Origin of the sequence: Pleomorphomonas oryzae DSM 16300 (genome assembly GCF_000422965.1) — a bacterium.
GTDB classification, from domain to species: domain Bacteria; phylum Pseudomonadota; class Alphaproteobacteria; order Rhizobiales; family Pleomorphomonadaceae; genus Pleomorphomonas; species Pleomorphomonas oryzae.
In genome coordinates this window covers 226338-242604 of record NZ_AUHB01000002.1, presented here as the reverse complement: position 1 = coordinate 242604, position 16267 = coordinate 226338, and the positions used below count along the sequence as shown (strand labels likewise).

The 16267-nt window shown below is 64.2% G+C and carries 14 protein-coding genes; 10 read left to right on the top strand and 4 right to left on the bottom strand.

The annotated features are described in order from the left end of the window. The first annotated feature begins 40 nt into the window (after nt 1-40). The 7 genes from mutS (at nt 41) to G522_RS0104030 (ending at nt 10465) form a co-directional block, all read left to right on the top strand. Nucleotides 41-2770: a DNA mismatch repair protein MutS gene (gene mutS, locus G522_RS25520; protein ID WP_051228279.1), complete on the top strand. Its 2730-nt coding sequence runs from the start codon at nt 41-43 to the stop codon at nt 2768-2770. A gap of 87 nt (nt 2771-2857) precedes the next feature. After that, a complete protein-coding gene (locus G522_RS0104055) occupies nt 2858-5629 on the top strand; it encodes a [protein-PII] uridylyltransferase (protein ID WP_026789939.1) in 2772 nt (923 codons plus the stop codon). 12 nt (nt 5630-5641) lie between these two features. Continuing rightward, nucleotides 5642-7207: a murein biosynthesis integral membrane protein MurJ gene (murJ, locus tag G522_RS0104050; RefSeq protein ID WP_026789938.1), complete on the top strand. Its 1566-nt coding sequence runs from the start codon at nt 5642-5644 to the stop codon at nt 7205-7207. Between the two features lie 118 nt (nt 7208-7325). After that, complete coding sequence (gene trpS / locus G522_RS0104045; RefSeq protein WP_026789937.1) at nt 7326-8378, top strand: tryptophan--tRNA ligase; 1053 nt, start codon at nt 7326-7328, stop codon at nt 8376-8378. 71 nt (nt 8379-8449) lie between these two features. Further along, nucleotides 8450-8947, top strand: coding sequence for a universal stress protein (locus G522_RS0104040; protein ID WP_026789936.1), 498 nt, complete (start codon nt 8450-8452; stop codon nt 8945-8947). A 120-nt stretch (nt 8948-9067) separates the two neighbouring features. Continuing rightward, complete coding sequence (locus tag G522_RS0104035) at nt 9068-9622, top strand: NifU family protein (protein WP_026789935.1); 555 nt, start codon at nt 9068-9070, stop codon at nt 9620-9622. Nucleotides 9623-9871: 249 nt separating this feature from the next. Next, nucleotides 9872-10465, top strand: coding sequence for a malonic semialdehyde reductase (locus G522_RS0104030; RefSeq protein ID WP_026789934.1), 594 nt, complete (start codon nt 9872-9874; stop codon nt 10463-10465). A gap of 54 nt (nt 10466-10519) precedes the next feature. On the opposite strand, the gene nth is transcribed toward G522_RS0104030, so the two are convergent. After that, nucleotides 10520-11227: an endonuclease III gene (gene nth / locus G522_RS0104025; protein WP_425414041.1), complete on the bottom strand. Its 708-nt coding sequence runs from the start codon at nt 11225-11227 to the stop codon at nt 10520-10522. A 264-nt stretch (nt 11228-11491) separates the two neighbouring features. On the opposite strand from nth, the gene G522_RS25515 reads away from it, so the two are divergent. Beyond that, nucleotides 11492-12382, top strand: a complete 891-nt coding sequence (locus G522_RS25515; protein ID WP_051228346.1) for a methylated-DNA--[protein]-cysteine S-methyltransferase — start codon at nt 11492-11494, stop codon at nt 12380-12382. A gap of 77 nt (nt 12383-12459) precedes the next feature. Here the strand turns inward: G522_RS25515 and G522_RS0104015 are convergent, their stop codons facing one another. The 3 genes from G522_RS0104015 to G522_RS0104005 all read right to left on the bottom strand — a co-directional run bounded on the left by G522_RS0104015 (nt 12460) and on the right by G522_RS0104005 (nt 14896). Continuing rightward, nucleotides 12460-13080, bottom strand: coding sequence for a 2,3-bisphosphoglycerate-dependent phosphoglycerate mutase (locus tag G522_RS0104015; protein WP_026789932.1), 621 nt, complete (start codon nt 13078-13080; stop codon nt 12460-12462). Between the two features lie 108 nt (nt 13081-13188). Next, nucleotides 13189-14001 carry a 4-hydroxy-tetrahydrodipicolinate reductase gene (gene dapB / locus G522_RS0104010; RefSeq protein ID WP_036838025.1) on the bottom strand — a complete coding sequence of 271 codons (813 nt, stop codon included), beginning with the start codon at nt 13999-14001 and terminating at the stop codon, nt 13189-13191. 139 nt (nt 14002-14140) lie between these two features. Continuing rightward, a complete protein-coding gene (locus G522_RS0104005) occupies nt 14141-14896 on the bottom strand; it encodes an alpha/beta hydrolase (protein ID WP_036838023.1) in 756 nt (251 codons plus the stop codon). A 321-nt stretch (nt 14897-15217) separates the two neighbouring features. Here G522_RS0104005 and infC point away from each other — a divergent pair, with 321 nt between their 5' ends. Beyond that, nucleotides 15218-15754: a translation initiation factor IF-3 gene (gene infC / locus G522_RS0104000; RefSeq protein WP_084632814.1), complete on the top strand. Its 537-nt coding sequence runs from the start codon at nt 15218-15220 to the stop codon at nt 15752-15754. Nucleotides 15755-16060: 306 nt separating this feature from the next. Next, nucleotides 16061-16261 carry a 50S ribosomal protein L35 gene (gene rpmI / locus G522_RS0103995; protein WP_026789928.1) on the top strand — a complete coding sequence of 67 codons (201 nt, stop codon included), beginning with the start codon at nt 16061-16063 and terminating at the stop codon, nt 16259-16261. Nucleotides 16262-16267: the final 6 nt, after the last annotated feature.

Genomic DNA, 16267 nt, shown 5'->3' with positions numbered 1-16267 from the left:
TGCGTGAAAAGCGGCGCGGGCTTTGTTAGCTTCCGCCCCCATGACCGACGCGCAAGTTCTCCCCGACGACCGGACCGCCGACGTGGCGACGCCCGCCATGGCGCAGTTCATCGAGATCAAGGCGGCCAATCCCGACTGTCTCCTGTTCTATCGGATGGGCGACTTCTACGAGATGTTCTTCGAGGACGCCGAGGTAGCCTCGCGTGCCCTGGGCATCACGCTGACCAAGCGCGGCAAATATCGCGGCGAGGACATTCCGCTCTGCGGCGTGCCGGTGCATGCTGCCGACGATTATCTCCAGCGCCTGATCGCCCTCGGCCATCGCGTTGCCGTCTGCGAGCAGATGGAAGACCCGGCGGAAGCCAAGAAGCGCGGCTCGAAATCGGTGGTGCGGCGCGACGTCGTCCGTCTCGTCACGCCCGGCACGCTGACCGAGGATAATCTTCTCGACGCCCGTCGTTCCAACTATCTCGCTGCCGTTGCCCGCCAGAAGGGAGCGGACAGCGCAGCCGACTGCTTCGCCGTTGCCTGGGCCGACATGTCGACCGGCGCCTTCCGTCTGGCAGAAACCGGCACCGCCGCCCTGCCGGCCTTACTCTCCCGCATCGAGCCGCGCGAGCTTCTCGCCGCCGACGGACTTTTCGACGACGACGAACTGCGCCGGACCTTCAAGGCGGCGAGCCCGGCCGTGGTGCCGCTGCCGCGTGCCTTCTTCGACGCCGCCACCGCCGAGCACCGGGTTGCCGACTTCTTCTCCGTCGCCTCGCTCGACGCATTCGGCAGCTTCACCCGGCTGGAACTGACGGCCGCCGCCGCCATCGTCGCCTATGTCGACAAGACGCAGGTCGGCAACCGGCCGCCACTCGACCCACCGGCTCGCGAAAGCCTGGGCGGCGCGCTGGCCATCGACGCGGCGAGCAGGGCCAATCTCGAACTTTCCCGCACGCTTGCTGGCGAGCGTCGGGGTTCGCTGCTGCATGCCATCGACCGTACGGTATCGGGCGCCGGGGCGCGTCTCCTCGCCGATCGGCTCGCCGCGCCGCTTGCCGATCCCGATGCCATCCGCGATCGGCTCGACGCCGTTGATTTCTTCCTGGCCGAAACGACGCTCAGGATGCGGTTGCGCCGAGATCTCGCCGGCGTACCGGACATGGCCCGCTCGCTGACGCGCATCAGCCTCGATCGTGGTGGTCCGCGCGACCTCGCTGCCATTGCCGGCGGGCTCAATGCAGCAGCCCAACTGGCCACCGATCTTCGCGACGCCGGCGGCGCCGGCCCGGAAATCGATCGCATTGCCCAGGGCCTCGAAACAGCGCCATCCGATCTCGCCGACCAGCTCATCGCCGCGCTTGACGACGAGCTGCCGCTTCTGAAGCGCGATGGTGGGTTCGTGCGGCAAGGTTTCCGTTCCGACCTCGACGAATCACGCGCCCTGCGCGACCAAAGCCGGCAGGTGATCGCTGCCCTGCAGCAGACCTATGCCGAGACGACCGGCATCAAATCGCTGAAGGTGAAGCACAACGGCGTGCTCGGCTACTTCATCGAGGTGGCGCCGAATTACGCCCAGGCGATGACCAGCGAGCCGCTCAACCGGCTGTTCATTCATCGGCAGACGCTGGCCGGCGCCATGCGCTTTTCGACGACGGAATTGTCCGAACTGGAGGGGCGCATCGCCTCGGCTGCCGAGCGGGCGCTGGCCATCGAGCTTTCCGTCTTCGCCGAGCTGGCGCGGGCCACCATGGAAGCCGGCAGTGCCATCAAGAGGGCGGCCGACATGCTCGCCGCGCTCGACGTTGCCACCGCGCTTGCTGAACTCGCCGCCAGCGAAGGCTATGTCCGGCCACGCGTCGATGACAGCCTGACCTTCCGCATCGATGGCGGTAGGCATCCGGTGGTCGAGCAGATGCTACGCGAGGAAGGCGGCTCCTTCGTCGCCAACGCCTGCGACGTCGGTGGCGACGCGGCCGGCAAGCTCTGGCTGGTGACCGGCCCCAACATGGCGGGTAAGTCGACATTCCTCAGGCAGAACGCGCTGATCGCCGTGCTCGCTCAGATCGGCTCCTTCGTGCCGGCCAAGTCGGCACATATCGGCGTCGTCGATCGGCTGTTTTCGCGCGTCGGCGCCGCCGACGATTTGGCGCGCGGCCGTTCCACCTTCATGGTGGAGATGATCGAGACGGCGGCCATTCTCAATCAGGCGGGTCCGCGCTCCTTCGTCATTCTCGATGAGATCGGTCGTGGCACTGCCACCTATGATGGCCTGTCCATCGCCTGGGCGACCATCGAGCACCTGCATGAAGCCAACCGCTGCCGCACGCTGTTTGCGACGCACTATCACGAGCTGACCGCCCTGTCGGAACGACTGCCGCGCGTCGTCAACGCCACCGTCAAGGTGAAGGAATGGCGCGGCGACGTGGTGTTCCTGCATGAGATCGTGCCGGGCTCGGCCGATCGCTCCTATGGCATCCAAGTGGCCAAGCTCGCCGGCCTGCCGCGGCCGGTGATCGAGCGGGCGAGATCTGTGCTCGCCGAACTGGAAAAATCGGGCGGCAACAACGCCGCCTCGATGCTCGACGATCTGCCGCTGTTCTCGCTCGCCCGCCAGCCGGTCGCGACAGCGCCGATCGAAGCGGCACCCGACCCGGCGGAAGCGGAGTTGCTCGCCGCCCTCGATGGGTTGGCGCCTGATGAGCTCAGTCCGCGCGAGGCGCTTGAGGCGATCTATCGGCTGAAAGCTCTCAGGACCGGAATCGGACGCCCGCATGGTTGATTGTTGGGTTATCGCCGACTATTCGATTTTGTTGACGGCTGTGCGCTCGCATAGACCTGCTGCCTCCTCCGAAGGTGATTGCCGCCGATGACCAAGCTCTCCGAATCCGCCTCTTTGATCGACGAGAAGGCGCTTGGTGCGGAGATGGCCGCCATCGCAAGCCGGGCGGCAGCGACCGACACCGATCCACGGCCGGAGCTGCTCGCAGCCCTGAAACAGGCGAACCAGGCAGGACGGGCGGTGGCCCGCGAGATCCTGCAGCGCGATCGAGACGGTGTCGGCTGTGCCCGCCGCCTGTCGGCTCTGGTGGACTCGCTGATCCACGTCATCTACGAGCACACGGTGAGCCATGTCTTCCCCGGTGGGCGCGATGAAAAGATCGCCATCGTCGCCGTCGGTGGTTACGGGCGCGCCACGCTCGCGCCGTCGTCGGATGTCGACCTGCTTTTTCTCTTGCCGCCGAAAGCGCAGCCACTCGCCGACAAGGTTCTGGAACACATCCTCTATTTCCTCTGGGATATCGGCTTCAAGGTCGGCCATTCGACCCGGCGCGTCGACGACTGCATCAAGCTGAGCCGAGCCGACATGACCATCCGCACGGCGCTCCTGGAAGCGCGCTGGATCCTCGGCGACAGGGACCTTTACAACGAGATGGTCACCCGCTTCGACAACGAGGTGATCAAGGGAACCGGCCCTGAGTTCATCCAGGCCAAACTCGCCGAGCGCGACGAGCGGCATCGGCGGGCCGGCACCTCGCGCTATCTCGTCGAACCCAACGTCAAGGACGGCAAGGGCGGGCTTCGCGATCTTCACACGCTGTTCTGGATCGCCAAGTATTTCTATCGCGCCTCGACAGCCGATCAATTGGTCAAGCAGGGGGTCTTCGCGCGCAAGGAACTCAACCGCTTCCACAAGTGCGAGGAATTTCTCTGGGCGGTGCGCTGCAACCTCCACTTCGTCACCAACCGGGCCGACGACCGGCTCGGCTTCGAGAACCAGCGGGAAATCGCCGAGCTCCTGGGCTATCAGCTGCATCCCGGCCTCGAGCCGGTCGAGCGCTTCATGAAGCACTATTTCCTGGTCGCCAAGGACGTCGGCGATCTCACGCGCATCTTCTGTGCGGCGCTCGAGGAGATGCACGCCAAGCCCAAGCCGATGCTGGACCGGGTGCTGCATCACACCTTCCGCCGGCGCAAGAAGTCGCTGCCCGGCACGCCGCAGTTCATCATCGAAAACGACCGCCTGTCGGTGACCGACGATGACGTGTTCGAGCGCGATCCGGTCAATCTCCTCAGGATTTTCGCAGTCGCCGCCCGCAACGACCTCGATTTCCAGCCGGACGTCCTGAAGCTGATCACCCGCTCGCTGCGGCTGATCGATGCCGACCTGCGCGAAAACGACGAGGCCAACCGCATCTTCCTCGACGTGCTCACCTCCAAGAAGCACGCCGAGACGGTGCTGCGGGCGATGAACGAGACCGGCGTGCTCGGCCGCTTCATCAACGAGTTCGGTCGCGTCGTGGCGATGATGCAGTTCAACATGTATCATCACTACACCGTCGACGAGCACACGCTCCGGGCCATCGGCCTGTTGGCTCAGATCGAGCGCGGCGAAGAACAGGGCGAGCATCCGCTGGCCACGGAACTGTTCCCGGCGATCGCCAACCGCAATGTGCTCTATCTAGCGCTCTTCCTGCACGATGTAGCCAAGGGCCGCGTTGAGGACCATTCGATTGCCGGCGCCAAGATTGCCCGCCGGCTCGGACCGCGCTTTGGCTTCTCGCCGGCCGAGACCGATCAGCTGGCCTGGCTGGTCGAAAACCACCTGGTGATGTCGATCATCGCCCAGTCGCGCGACCTCTCCGACCGTCAGACCATCCGCGACTTTGCCGCCGTCGTGCAGACGGTGGAGCGGCTGCGCATGCTGTTGATGCTGACCATCGCCGATATCAAGGCGGTCGGCCCCGGTGTCTGGAACGGCTGGAAGGGCCAGCTCCTCCGGACGCTCTATTACGAGACCGAGCCTTACCTTCTGGGCGGTCATTCCAAGCTGTCGCGCGACCAACGGGTTGCCGCCGCCAAGGCGGAGCTCGCCGCCGAGCTCACCGACTGGAGCGAGGCGGAGCTGTCCGACTATGGCCGCCGTCACTTCGCGCCTTACTGGCTGCGCGTCGATCTGCCCGAGAAGGTGATGCACGCGCGCCTGCTGAGGTCGATGGAGGGCACAGGTCGGAGGCTCGCCACCGCCTATTCGACCAAGAAATTCGAGGCAATCACCGAGCTGGTGGTGGTGGCGCCCGACCACCCGCGGCTTCTCTCCACTATCACCGGCGCTTGCGCGGCGGCCGGCGTCAATATCGCCGATGCCCAGATCTACACCACCAACGACGGCCTCGCCCTTGACACCATCCTGATCAACCGCGAATTCCCCGATGATGCCGATGAATTCCGCCGTGCCGACCGCGTGCTGAAGATGATCGAGGCGGCACTTGAGGGCCGCGAGAAGCTGCCGGAGATCTTCGCCCGCCGCGTCGGCCAGCGCAAACCCAGCAAAGCCTTCAAAGTGCCGACCGACATCAAGTTCGACAATACGCTGTCGGAGACCCTTTCCGTGCTGGAAGTGTCATGTCTCGACCGGCCGGGCCTCCTCTACGACGTGACGACGGCGATGAGCGATCTCAATCTCAATATCGCCTCGGCGCATATCGCCACCTTCGGCGAGCGGGTGGTCGACGTGTTCTACGTGACCGACCTCACCAAGCTGAAAATCCAGTCCGGCGCTAAACAGGCGGCGATCCGCCGCCGCATCCTCGCCGCCGTCACTGGCGAAGAACCGCATCCGCCCAAGAAGGCAGCCTGAGGGGCACCGGTCATGAGTCTGGTCAAAAACTTCGTGACGGTGGGGGGCGCCACGCTGTCCTCGCGCCTCCTGGGCTTCGTGCGCGACGTGTTCATGGCCAACATGCTGGGCTCGGGGCCGATTGCCGATGCCTTTTTCGTCGCCTTCCGCCTGCCCAACCTATTCCGAAGGCTGTTCGCCGAGGGAGCCTTCTCGTCGGCCTTCGTACCGCTGTTTGCCCGGGCGCTCGCCGAGGGCGGCAAGGTGTCAGCGCGCGCGCTGGCCGAAGATATCCTCGCTGTCTTCCTGCTGGTGCTCGTCATCGTCACAGCATTGGCCGAGATCGGGGCGCCCTGGCTTGTCGGCGTATTGGCGCCAGGCTTCATCGACGAGCCGCAGAAGTTCGCCGCCGCCGAGTTCATGACGCGGGTGATGTTTCCCTATCTCGCCTGCATGTCGCTGACCGCGATGGCAGCGGGCATGCTGCAATCCTTCGGGCGTTTCGCAGTCGCGGCCTTTGCGCCGTCGCTGCTCAATGTCATCCTGGTAGCCGCCCTTATCCTCATCTGGTGGGAGAACTGGGCCGGCACGCCGGAAGCCGCCTATACGCTTTCCTGGGCGGTCTGCCTGTCGGGTGTCGCCCAGTTGATCGCCGTCGCCGGCTCGCTGCTGTGGATCGGCTTTCCGGTGTCGCTGACGCGGCCGCGCTACAATGACAACGTTCGGCGCTTTGTGAGACTGGGCATTCCCGGCGTCATTTCCGGCGGCATCACCCAGATCAACATCGTGGTCGGCACCATCATCGCCTCGATGCAGGCGAGCGCCGTATCCTGGCTCTATTTCGCCGACCGCATCTATCAGCTGCCGCTCGGGGTGATCGGCGTCGCTATCGGCGTCGTGCTGTTGCCGGATCTCACCCGCCGCGTCCGCACCGAGACCGCCGAAAGCATCTTCCACACCCAGAACCGGGCACTGGAATTTGCCATGGCGCTGACGCTGCCGGCCACCGTTGCCCTCTGCGCCATTCCCTACACCATCATGCGCGTACTGTTTGAGCGCGGCGCCTTTACCGCCGCCGACACCGTCGCCACCGCCAACGCGCTGATTGCCTTTACGGTCGGCTTGCCGGCCTTCGTGGCCATCAAGGTATTCCAGCCGTCGTTCTATGCGCGCGAGGACACCCGCACGCCGACCGTACAGGGCGGTATCTCCGTGGCGGTCAATGTCGTCGCCTCGCTGGCCCTGTTCCCCTTCATCGGTCACGTCGGCATCGCCGCGGCAACGTCGCTCGCCGCCTGGGTCAACGCGCTGATGCTGGTGATCGAACTCCACCGCCGCGGCCACTTCCGTGCGGATGCGCTGCTGCTCCGACGCCTCGTGCTGCTCGCCATTGCCAGCCTGCTGATGGGTTTGGCGCTGATCCTCGGCGAAAATCTTGTCGACGCCCATCTCCATGGCGGCCGTCAGTTCGTCCAGGGTCTCTGGCTGCTCGGCCTTTGCGTGTTCGGCATGGCGGTCTACGGGCTCGCCACCATACTCACCGGTGCGGTCGATGTTCGCCGCTATGCGCGCGCCGTCCTGGATCGCGGCCGGCGCTGACAGCCTTTCGTCCTGAGGCCGCTTTCCCGCCTTGCGGTCGCCGCCCGGCAGGTTCATAAGTCCGCCCGCCCGGTTTCACCACCGGCGCGCGTGTCACTCTATCCTCGGGTCCAAACCGATGCCTTTCAAGCCTCTTGTCTTCTCCGGCGTACAACCGACCGGCAATCTCCATCTCGGCAATTATCTCGGCGCCATCAAGCGTTTCGTGGAAATGCAGGCGACACATGACTGCATCTACTGCGTCGTCGACGAGCATGCGATCACCGTCTGGCAGGATCCCTTCGAGCTCCGGCGTCAGATCCGCGAAGTAACGGCCGCCTTCCTCGCCGCCGGCATCGATCCGAAGGCTCACATCGTCTTCAACCAGAGCCAGGTGCCAGAGCATGCCGAGCTCGCCTGGGTGTTCAACTGCGTCGCCCGCATGGGCTGGCTCAATCGCATGACGCAGTTCAAGGAAAAGGCCGGCAAGGACCGCGAAAACGTGTCGGTGGGCCTGTTCGCCTATCCGAGTCTGATGGCGGCCGACATTCTCGTCTACCGCGCGACGCATGTTCCGGTCGGAGAAGACCAGAAACAGCATCTCGAACTCACGCGTGACATCGCCACCAAGTTCAACAACGACTTCTCCGCGTCGATCGTTGCTCACGGCCACAGCGCGGAGGAAGGCTACTTCCCGCTGCCCGAGCCGCTGACGCAGGGCCCGGCGCCGCGCGTCATGAGCCTGCGCGACGGCACCAAGAAGATGTCGAAATCCGATCCCTCGGATTACTCGCGCATCAACCTGACCGACGACCGCGACGCCATCGCCCAGAAGATCCGCAAGGCCCGCACCGATCCGGAACCGCTGCCGTCCGAGGTCGAAGGTCTCAAGGAGCGTCCGGACGCCGACAACCTCGTCACCATCTACGCCGCGCTGGCGGGCATGACGAGGGAAGCAGTGCTGAAGGACCATGGCGGGTCGCAGTTCTCGGCCTTCAAGCCGGCACTGGCCGATCTCGCGGTGTCCGTCCTGTCGCCGATCAACGATAGGATGAAGGCGCTGATGGCCGAGCCCGACCATATCGACGCCATCCTGGCCGACGGTTCGGAGCGGGCTGGCGCCATCGCCGGCAAGGTGATGGACGAGGTGCGCGACATCGTCGGCTTCATTCAGAGCCGCAAGCGGCGCTGAGATCCACTGCTCGATGAAACTTGAAGGCCGGCGCGGCTTGCCCGCCGCCGGCCTTCTGCTAGTCTCACGCCATGGTTTCACGCCGCCTCGCCCGCGAAGAGGGCCACCGCCGCAAGTTCCTCTGCGTCATCGACGACACGCCCGAATGCGACCGGGCGGTGGTCTACGCGGCAACGCGCGCCCGGCATACTTCCGGTGGCCTGGTTCTGCTCTATGTCATCCCCCCCGGCGACTTCCAGCACTGGCGAGGCGTCGAGGAGGTTATGCGGGCCGAGGCAATGGATGAGGCACGGCAGCGGCTCGCCGGCACGGCCGAGCGCGTGCATGCGTTCGCCGCCAACATCGAGGCCGAGTTGATCATTCGCGAGGGACAGGCGGCCGAAGAGATCCATCGGCTGATCGAGGAGGATCGCGACATCGCCATCCTGGTACTGGCGGCCGGCATTGGTACCGAGGGGCCGGGGCCTCTGGTCACCTCGGTGGCCGCGCGCTCGGGGCCGCCCTTCCCCATTCCGGTAACCATCGTCCCCGGCGACATGAGCGACGAGGACATTGCCGCCGTCGCCTGATTCAGCCCAAACGATTTATGTCCGCAGGTTCACTGATTGTTCATTTGCAAAGTCAGAACTATCCTCTAAAGATCAAGTTTAGATTTGTTCCAATCAGGCGAGCCTGAGGAGCCCCACACGATGTTCATCCAGACCGAGTCCACGCCCAATCCGGCTACGCTGAAATTCCTGCCCGGGCGGGTCGTCCTCGAAGGCAGCCCGCGCGAATTTCTGACCGCCGAACAGGCGACCGTTTCGCCGCTCGCCGGCGCGCTGTTCGAAATTCCCGAGGTGACCGGCGTATTCTTCGGCGCCGATTTCATCACGGTGACCAGCAAGGATGGCGATTGGGCGCATCTGAAGCCCGCAGTGCTCGGCGTCATCATGGAACACTTCATGTCCGGCGCGCCGATCCTGACGAACGTCGAGACGACGGCTGGCGCCGAGGACTTTGACCCGGCCGATGCCGAGACGGTGTCGTCGATCAAGGAACTGCTCGACACGCGCGTGCGTCCGGCCGTTGCGGCCGACGGCGGCGATATCACCTTCCGCGCCTACAAGGACGGGATCGTCTACCTCAACATGCGCGGCGCCTGCGCCGGCTGCCCGTCCTCGACGGCGACGCTCCGGAACGGCATCCAGAACCTGCTGCGTCACTTCCTGCCGGACGTGCGCGAGGTGCGGGCCGTCGCCTGATTGATCCCGCCAAGGGCTACAGCCACACGCCGCCGGTCCTGCCGGCGGCGTTGTCATTTTGAAGGTGTGGCGTCCGAACTGCCATCAAGATGCCGTGAAAAGTTCGTGAGCGACGGGTAATAGCCCGCCGATTTCCTTCATTGGCCACTTCTATCGAACAATTTGTTAGTCGATCGCAGACTATTCGAGCGCGTAGGCGGGACCTAGATCGGGAGCGAATTCGCTTGTCTCTCCCCGAAAGGCTTTCCAATGTCCGCTCTTCTTGCCGACGACACCCTCGACCGCCTGTTTCGCGACGGCCGCTCTTACAACGGCTTTCTCGACAAGCCAGTGACCGACGAAACGCTGAAGACGCTGGCCGAACTCACCAGCCTTGGCCCTACCGAGGCGAACACCCTGCCCGGTCGTTTCGTGTTCGTGAAGTCGCCCGAGGCCAAGGAAAAGCTGCTGACCGCGATGGCGCCGGGCAACCAGGCCAAGACGAAAACCGCGCCAGTGTCCGTCATTGCCGGCTATGACCTCGATTTCTACGAAAACCTGCCGAAGACCTTCCCGCACGCCGATGCCCGGTCGTGGTACGCCGGCTCGCCCGACGAGCGGCTGCAGTTCTCGGCGCTGCGCTCGGCCTCGCTGCAGGTCGGTTACCTGACCACGGCGGCGCGGGCGCTGGGTCTCGACGTCGGTCCGATGGCCGGTTTCGATGCCGCTGCCATCGACGCGGCGTTCTTCCCCAACAGCCGCATCAAGACCTTCCTGGTGATCAATCTGGGCTACGGCGACAAGTCATCGCTGTTCCCGCGCCTGCCGCGCCTTTCATTCGACGAATATGCCCGCATCGCCTGATCGTCGCGGGATCGGCAATGATGAAGCTCCACCGGCAACGGTGGGGCTTTTGCGTTACATCATCGGCAGCCGCTTTTCCGGGCTCCGGCAGAGGTCGGCGACAATGCAGCGTTCGCACTCGGGCCGCCGTGCCTTGCAAACATAGCGACCGTGCAGAATGAGCCAATGATGGGCGTGCTGGAGGTAGGCTTTCGGCACCACCTTCTCAAGACCGAGCTCAACCTCGATCGGCGTCCGGCCGGGGGCAAGGCCCAGCCGGTTGGCAACGCGGAACACATGGGTATCGACAGCGATGGTCGGCTCGCCGAAGGCTATGTTGAGAACGACGTTCGCCGTCTTGCGGCCGACGCCCGGCAAGGCTTCCAGCGCCGCCCGGTCGCGCGGCACTTCACCACCATGCTCGCGCACGAGTATTTCCGACAAGGCGATCACGTTCTTCGCCTTGTTGCGATAAAGGCCAATCGTCTTGATGGCCTCCCTGAGGCGGTCCTCACCGAGCGCCAGCATCTTCTCCGGCGTATCGATCGTTTCGAACAGCGGCCGCGTAGCCTTGTTGACGCCAGCGTCGGTGGTCTGGGCGGACAAGGCCACGGCGACCAGCAGCGTATAAGGGTTGACGGCGTGGAGTTCGCCCTTCGGTTCGGGGTTGGCCTTCTGGAAGGTGGCGAACAATTCCTCGATTTCCGCAGGGCTCATAGGCCGCGTCGGCGGAATGGGTTGATCGATATCCTCGGATGGGGCAATGGCAGGCTTTCTCGGCACGGGGAACACTCCGGACAAGGCGCAATGCCACTTTCTATAGCCAAATTTGACACCCGACAGAGTCAGCAGCGTCGCTTTCCGGCAATCCGCGACGCTTTTTTTGCGCTTTTTCTCGCCGTGTGCGAAAATCGGGTGGTTGGAATGCCCTTCGCTCCCTAACTTCGCATCGCACCCTTGATGGAGGACGCGATGGACGCCATTACGCTCACAGACAACCTCACCTCGCCGCCGATGTCGGCGAGCTGGCTGCACGAGGGACTGCGGATGGCGGGAGAGGTAACCCTCGATCGCGACCACAGCGACTATGTCCTCGTGCGCGACACCATTCAGTTCATCTCCGAACGCTGGCGCGACCAGCCGGAGCTCGAAACAATCGCCGCCGCCGTCGGCACCGATGCCGGCCACCTTCACCGCCTGTTCACCCGTTGGGCCGGTCTGACGCCCAAGGCTTTCGTGCAGGCGCTGACCCTCGACGAAGCGCGGCGGATGCTCGACCAGTCGTCGTCGATCCTCGACACCGCCTATGAGGTCGGGCTGTCCGGGCCGGGCCGGTTGCATGATCTCTTCGTCACCCACGAGGCCATGAGCCCAGGCGCCTACAAGGCGCGGGGAGCGGGCGTCACCGTTGCCTACGGCTTCCATAACTCGCCCTTCGGCACGGCACTGGTGATGGCCACCGACCGGGGGCTTGCCGGTATAGCCTTCGCCGACCCGGGCGAGGAGCAGAAGGCCTTCCGCGATATGTCGGCTCGCTGGCCGGCCGCCACCTACGTTCAGGACGAGGCGGTGACCGCGCCTTATGCGCGGCAGGTGTTCGATCCGACGGTATGGTCACAGGACCGGCCGATCCGGCTGGTGTTCATCGGCTCCGACTTCGAAGTCCGCGTCTGGGAAACGCTGCTGCGAATCCCGCTCGGCAAGGCGACGACCTATTCGGACATCGCCCGCCATATCGGCAACCCCAACGCGGCGCGAGCCGTCGGTTCGGCGGTCGGTCGAAACCCCCTCTCCTTCGTGGTGCCCTGCCACCGCGTGCTCGGCCGCGAAGGCGATCTCTGCGGCTACCACTGGGGCCTTACGCGCAAGAAGGCCATTCTCGGCTGGGAAACGGGTCTGGCGCGCCGCCTCGAGGGCGCCGAGATGGAAAGAGGCTGAGCCTCATCCCTTCAGAAACGAAAACGCCGCGACGGGAAACCATCGCGGCGTTTCGCTTTTTATCAAGCTGCCAGCGATCAGGCCGACAGAACCTTCTTCGACTTGATCGAACCGTCTTCGTTGAGCTCGTAGACGATCGGCTCGCCGGTGTTGAGCTCGCGAGCGACGATCTCGTCGCCAGTCAGCTTCTCAAGGTCCATGATGATCGAGCGCAGCGAGTTGCCGTGGGCGGCGACCAGCACGTTCTCACCCTTGAGGACGCGCGGCAGGATCTCGACGTTGAAATAGGGCAGCGTGCGCTCGGCGGTGTTCTTCAGGCTCTCGCCGCCCGGAGGCGGAACGTCGAACGAGCGGCGCCAAATGTGCACCTGCTCCTCGCCCCACTTCTTGCGAGCGTCGTCCTTGTTGAGGCCGGTCAGCTCGCCATAATCGCGCTCGTTGAGGGCCTGATCCTTGATGGTCTTGAGGCCGGGCTGGCCGACTTCGCCAAGGATGAGGTTCAGCGTGTGCTGAGCGCGCGTCAGAACCGAAGTGTAGGCGATGTCATACTTGTAGCCGAGCGCCTTGAGGCGGGTACCGGCGGCGGTGGCTTCCTTGACGCCCTGGGCGGTGAGGTCAGGATCCTTCCAGCCGGTGAACAGGTTGAGCAGGTTCCACTCGGACTGGCCGTGGCGGACGAGGACCAGAATGCGGCTCATAGGCTTTTCTCCAGTTGATCGTTTCATTGCGGGCCGGAACCAACCATCGACTCCGGAGCGTTCAGCAACCGGCCATCGCCCCGTATCGGAGGCGCAGCCGGAATTTCATCAATCCTTGAAACCGAGCACGTCGGCCATGTCATAGCGGCCTGGCTTGCGGCCGCGCGCCCAGAGCGCGGCACGCACCGCCCCCTTGGCAAACTGTCCCCGATCCTCAGCGACATGCCTCAGTTCCAGCCGCTCGCCGGCGCCGGCCAGATAGACCGTGTGTTCACCGACCACCGAACCGCCGCGCAGCGTGGCAAAGCCTATGGCGCCCTGCGGACGCGGGCCGGTGTAGCCGTCGCGGGAACGGACAGCATAGTCGTCGAGCTTGATATTGCGGCCACGCGCCGCAGCCTCACCAAGCAGCAACGCCGTGCCGGAAGGCGCATCCACCTTGTGGCGATGGTGCATTTCCAGGACTTCGACATCGAATTCCGGCCCGAGCACTCGGGCGGCCTGTTCGACCAGCAAGGCGAGGAGATTGACGCCGACGCTCATGTTGCCGGACTTGACGACCGTCGCGTGACGCGCCGCGGCATCGATCTTCGCCTCGTCGTCGGCCGAGCAGCCGGTGGTGCCGATGACGTGGACGATGCGCGCCTGAGCGGCCAGCTCAGCAAAATCCACGGTGGAGGCCGGCGTAGTGAAATCGAGAATGCCTTCGGCGCCAACCACGGCCGCGAGCGCATCGCTCGTCAGCGGCACGCCAATCTCGCCGATGCCGGCCAGGACTCCAGCATCCTCGCCGATCAGCGGGCTGCCCTCGCGCTCAATGGCCGCGTGCACCGTCACGCCTGTGGTTTCGGAGATGGTGCGCACCAGCGTGCGCCCCATGCGTCCGCCGGCGCCAACGACTACAAGCTTCATGTCCGACATGTCCGACCTCGCCGGTTCAGGGGAGAACACCGTTGCCATGGCGGCCTTCTATCATGCGAGGACCGCAAGGTAATCCTTTAGTCGCAAAAAACCCTCGGGATCACGCTGGAATAAACGCGTATTGGCGCGGCTTTGAGCCTCACTCGTCGGTCACGCGGCTGACCGCATCGAGAAGGAGCGCAATGTCCGTCGGCCGCGACAGCCGATGATCGCCGTCTTTCACCAAGGTCAGCACCACGTCGTCATCAACGAGGCGGTCGACGATGCGCTGCGCATGCAGATAGGGCACCGATGTATCGGCCATGCCCTGAATGATGATCACCGGCACGCCAAGGCGAAGCGGTGCATCGAGAAGATTGTGCTTGGCACCATCGCGGAAGAAATCGGCCGTGAGCCGATAGGCCGAGCTGCCATATTCGCCTGGTACTTCGATGGTTTCCCCGACGTCGACACGGGCGCGTACGTCAGGTGGTAACGCCGGATAGAAAAGCTTCTCGGTAAAGTCGGGCGCCGGCGCGACGAGAACTGCCCCCTTGAGACCGGCGCGATGTTCGCGCGCCAGAAGCAGCGCCATCCAACCGCCCATCGACGAGCCGACCACGACGAACTCGGGGCCAGCTTCGGCAGCGATCACCGCTTTCGCCTCGGCGAACCAGCGGCCGATGCGGCCGTCCTCAAAAGCGCCGTCCGAGCCGCCATGTCCGGAATAATCGAAACGCACCACCTTGCGGCCGTGCTGGCGGCCCCAGGCAGCCACAGCTTCCGCCTTGGCGCCGGTCATGTCGGACCGAAAGCCACCGAGCCAGACTATGGTCGGGCCAGCGCCATCCTGGACAAGGCCGCGAATGATCCGCCCATCGTCCGGCATGGTGATGTTGATCGGCCGATCCACCATCTCGCTCCGCTCCCAGTCCCCTCCCACGCGGCTCCGTGCCGGCGTCAGAGGCAATCTGCCGCTTCTTTAGCCCATTTCTGGCTAATTGCCGTGTGCGACCTTGACTTTTTCGCACTCTCCAACGATTTTCAGGCCGTTGTCCAGCTTGCGAGTCCGCACTTCACGGAAGGAAGTGGTTCGCCGTGAGGACAGCCGGCCACCCGTGGATGGCGCCCCTGTTGCAAAGGTGCGATCGGTTTGACGATCAAGGTCCTTGACATGGTCGGGCGCTGACATATCCGTGCGGTGATCGTTTCCGAAATAACAGAGGAGTTGACAGCCATTCGTCGCCCGTTCCGAGCCACCGCCCCCGTCAAGGAAGGTCCGCGCATCAATCGCGAAATCCGGGTCCCTCAGGTCCAGTTGATCGGCGAGGAAGGTGACAACCTCGGCGTTGTCGCGATCGCCGACGCCTTAGCCGCCGCCGCCGAGGCCGGCCTCGACCTCGTTGAGATTTCTCCGAATTCGACGCCTCCCGTCTGCAAGATCCTGGACTTCGGCAAATACAAGTTCGAAGCCCAGAAAAAGGCATCGGAAGCTCGCAAGAACCAGAAGATTGTCGAAATCAAAGAAGTCAAACTTCGGCCCAACATCGACACGAACGACTACACCGTGAAGATGAAGAGCATGATGCGCTTCTTCGAGGAAGGCGATAAGGTCAAGGTGACGCTCCGCTTCCGCGGTCGTGAGATGGCGCACCAGGATCTCGGCTTCAAGCTTCTGCAGCAGGTGAAAGAAGAGACCGTTGCGGTCGCCAAGGTCGAGAGCGAGCCGCGTCTCGAAGGCCGACAGATGGTGATGCTGCTCGCCCCGCGCTGAGCATCCCGTTTTCCAAAGGCTCCGGGCGGCATGGCCGCACCGGAGCCTTTTTTGTTATGGCAAGGCGGCAGGTGAATCCGCCTTGCGTCTGTGGCTCTTTTCGGCTAGAAGCCAGCCACTTCAGGTCGCCCGGCGTGGAAACGGTTTTCCGTGTCCATGGGCATGCCGTGGCGACTGTCGAAGCTCAAACCCCCGGACAGCGCGGTCCAGGGTCGCGGGTCTCCCGCGGCGGGCCGTGGGTTTTTCCGGAAAAAACAGGCCAGTGAGAGCCCGAAAGGGATCTCCTAACACTCGGAAACGAGCAAAATGCCCAAGATGAAGACGAAGTCGGGCGCCAAGAAGCGCTTCAAGGTGACGGCCAGTGGCCACATCAAGTCTGCTCAGGCCGGCAAGCGCCATGGCATGATCAAGCGGACCACCAAGTTCATCCGTAAGGCTCGCGGCACCACCGTGCTGTCCAAGCCGGACGAGATCATCATCAAGAAGAACTTCCTGCCTTACGCCTGATCCCGC

What these genes read in the sequence shown, in the direction of transcription:
- mutS (WP_051228279.1), top strand. Translation starts at nt 41, where the DNA reads ATGACCGACGCGCAAGTTCTCCCCGACGACCGGACCGCCGACGTGGCG.
- G522_RS0104055 (WP_026789939.1), top strand. Translation starts at nt 2,858, where the DNA reads ATGACCAAGCTCTCCGAATCCGCCTCTTTGATCGACGAGAAGGCGCTT.
- murJ (WP_026789938.1), top strand. Translation starts at nt 5,642, where the DNA reads ATGAGTCTGGTCAAAAACTTCGTGACGGTGGGGGGCGCCACGCTGTCC.
- trpS (WP_026789937.1), top strand. Translation starts at nt 7,326, where the DNA reads ATGCCTTTCAAGCCTCTTGTCTTCTCCGGCGTACAACCGACCGGCAAT.
- G522_RS0104040 (WP_026789936.1), top strand. Translation starts at nt 8,450, where the DNA reads ATGGTTTCACGCCGCCTCGCCCGCGAAGAGGGCCACCGCCGCAAGTTC.
- G522_RS0104035 (WP_026789935.1), top strand. Translation starts at nt 9,068, where the DNA reads ATGTTCATCCAGACCGAGTCCACGCCCAATCCGGCTACGCTGAAATTC.
- G522_RS0104030 (WP_026789934.1), top strand. Translation starts at nt 9,872, where the DNA reads ATGTCCGCTCTTCTTGCCGACGACACCCTCGACCGCCTGTTTCGCGAC.
- G522_RS25515 (WP_051228346.1), top strand. Translation starts at nt 11,492, where the DNA reads ATGGCGGGAGAGGTAACCCTCGATCGCGACCACAGCGACTATGTCCTC.
- G522_RS0104015 (WP_026789932.1), bottom strand. Translation starts at nt 13,080, where the DNA reads ATGAGCCGCATTCTGGTCCTCGTCCGCCACGGCCAGTCCGAGTGGAAC.
- dapB (WP_036838025.1), bottom strand. Translation starts at nt 14,001, where the DNA reads ATGTCGGACATGAAGCTTGTAGTCGTTGGCGCCGGCGGACGCATGGGG.
- G522_RS0104005 (WP_036838023.1), bottom strand. Translation starts at nt 14,896, where the DNA reads ATGGTGGATCGGCCGATCAACATCACCATGCCGGACGATGGGCGGATC.
- rpmI (WP_026789928.1), top strand. Translation starts at nt 16,061, where the DNA reads ATGCCCAAGATGAAGACGAAGTCGGGCGCCAAGAAGCGCTTCAAGGTG.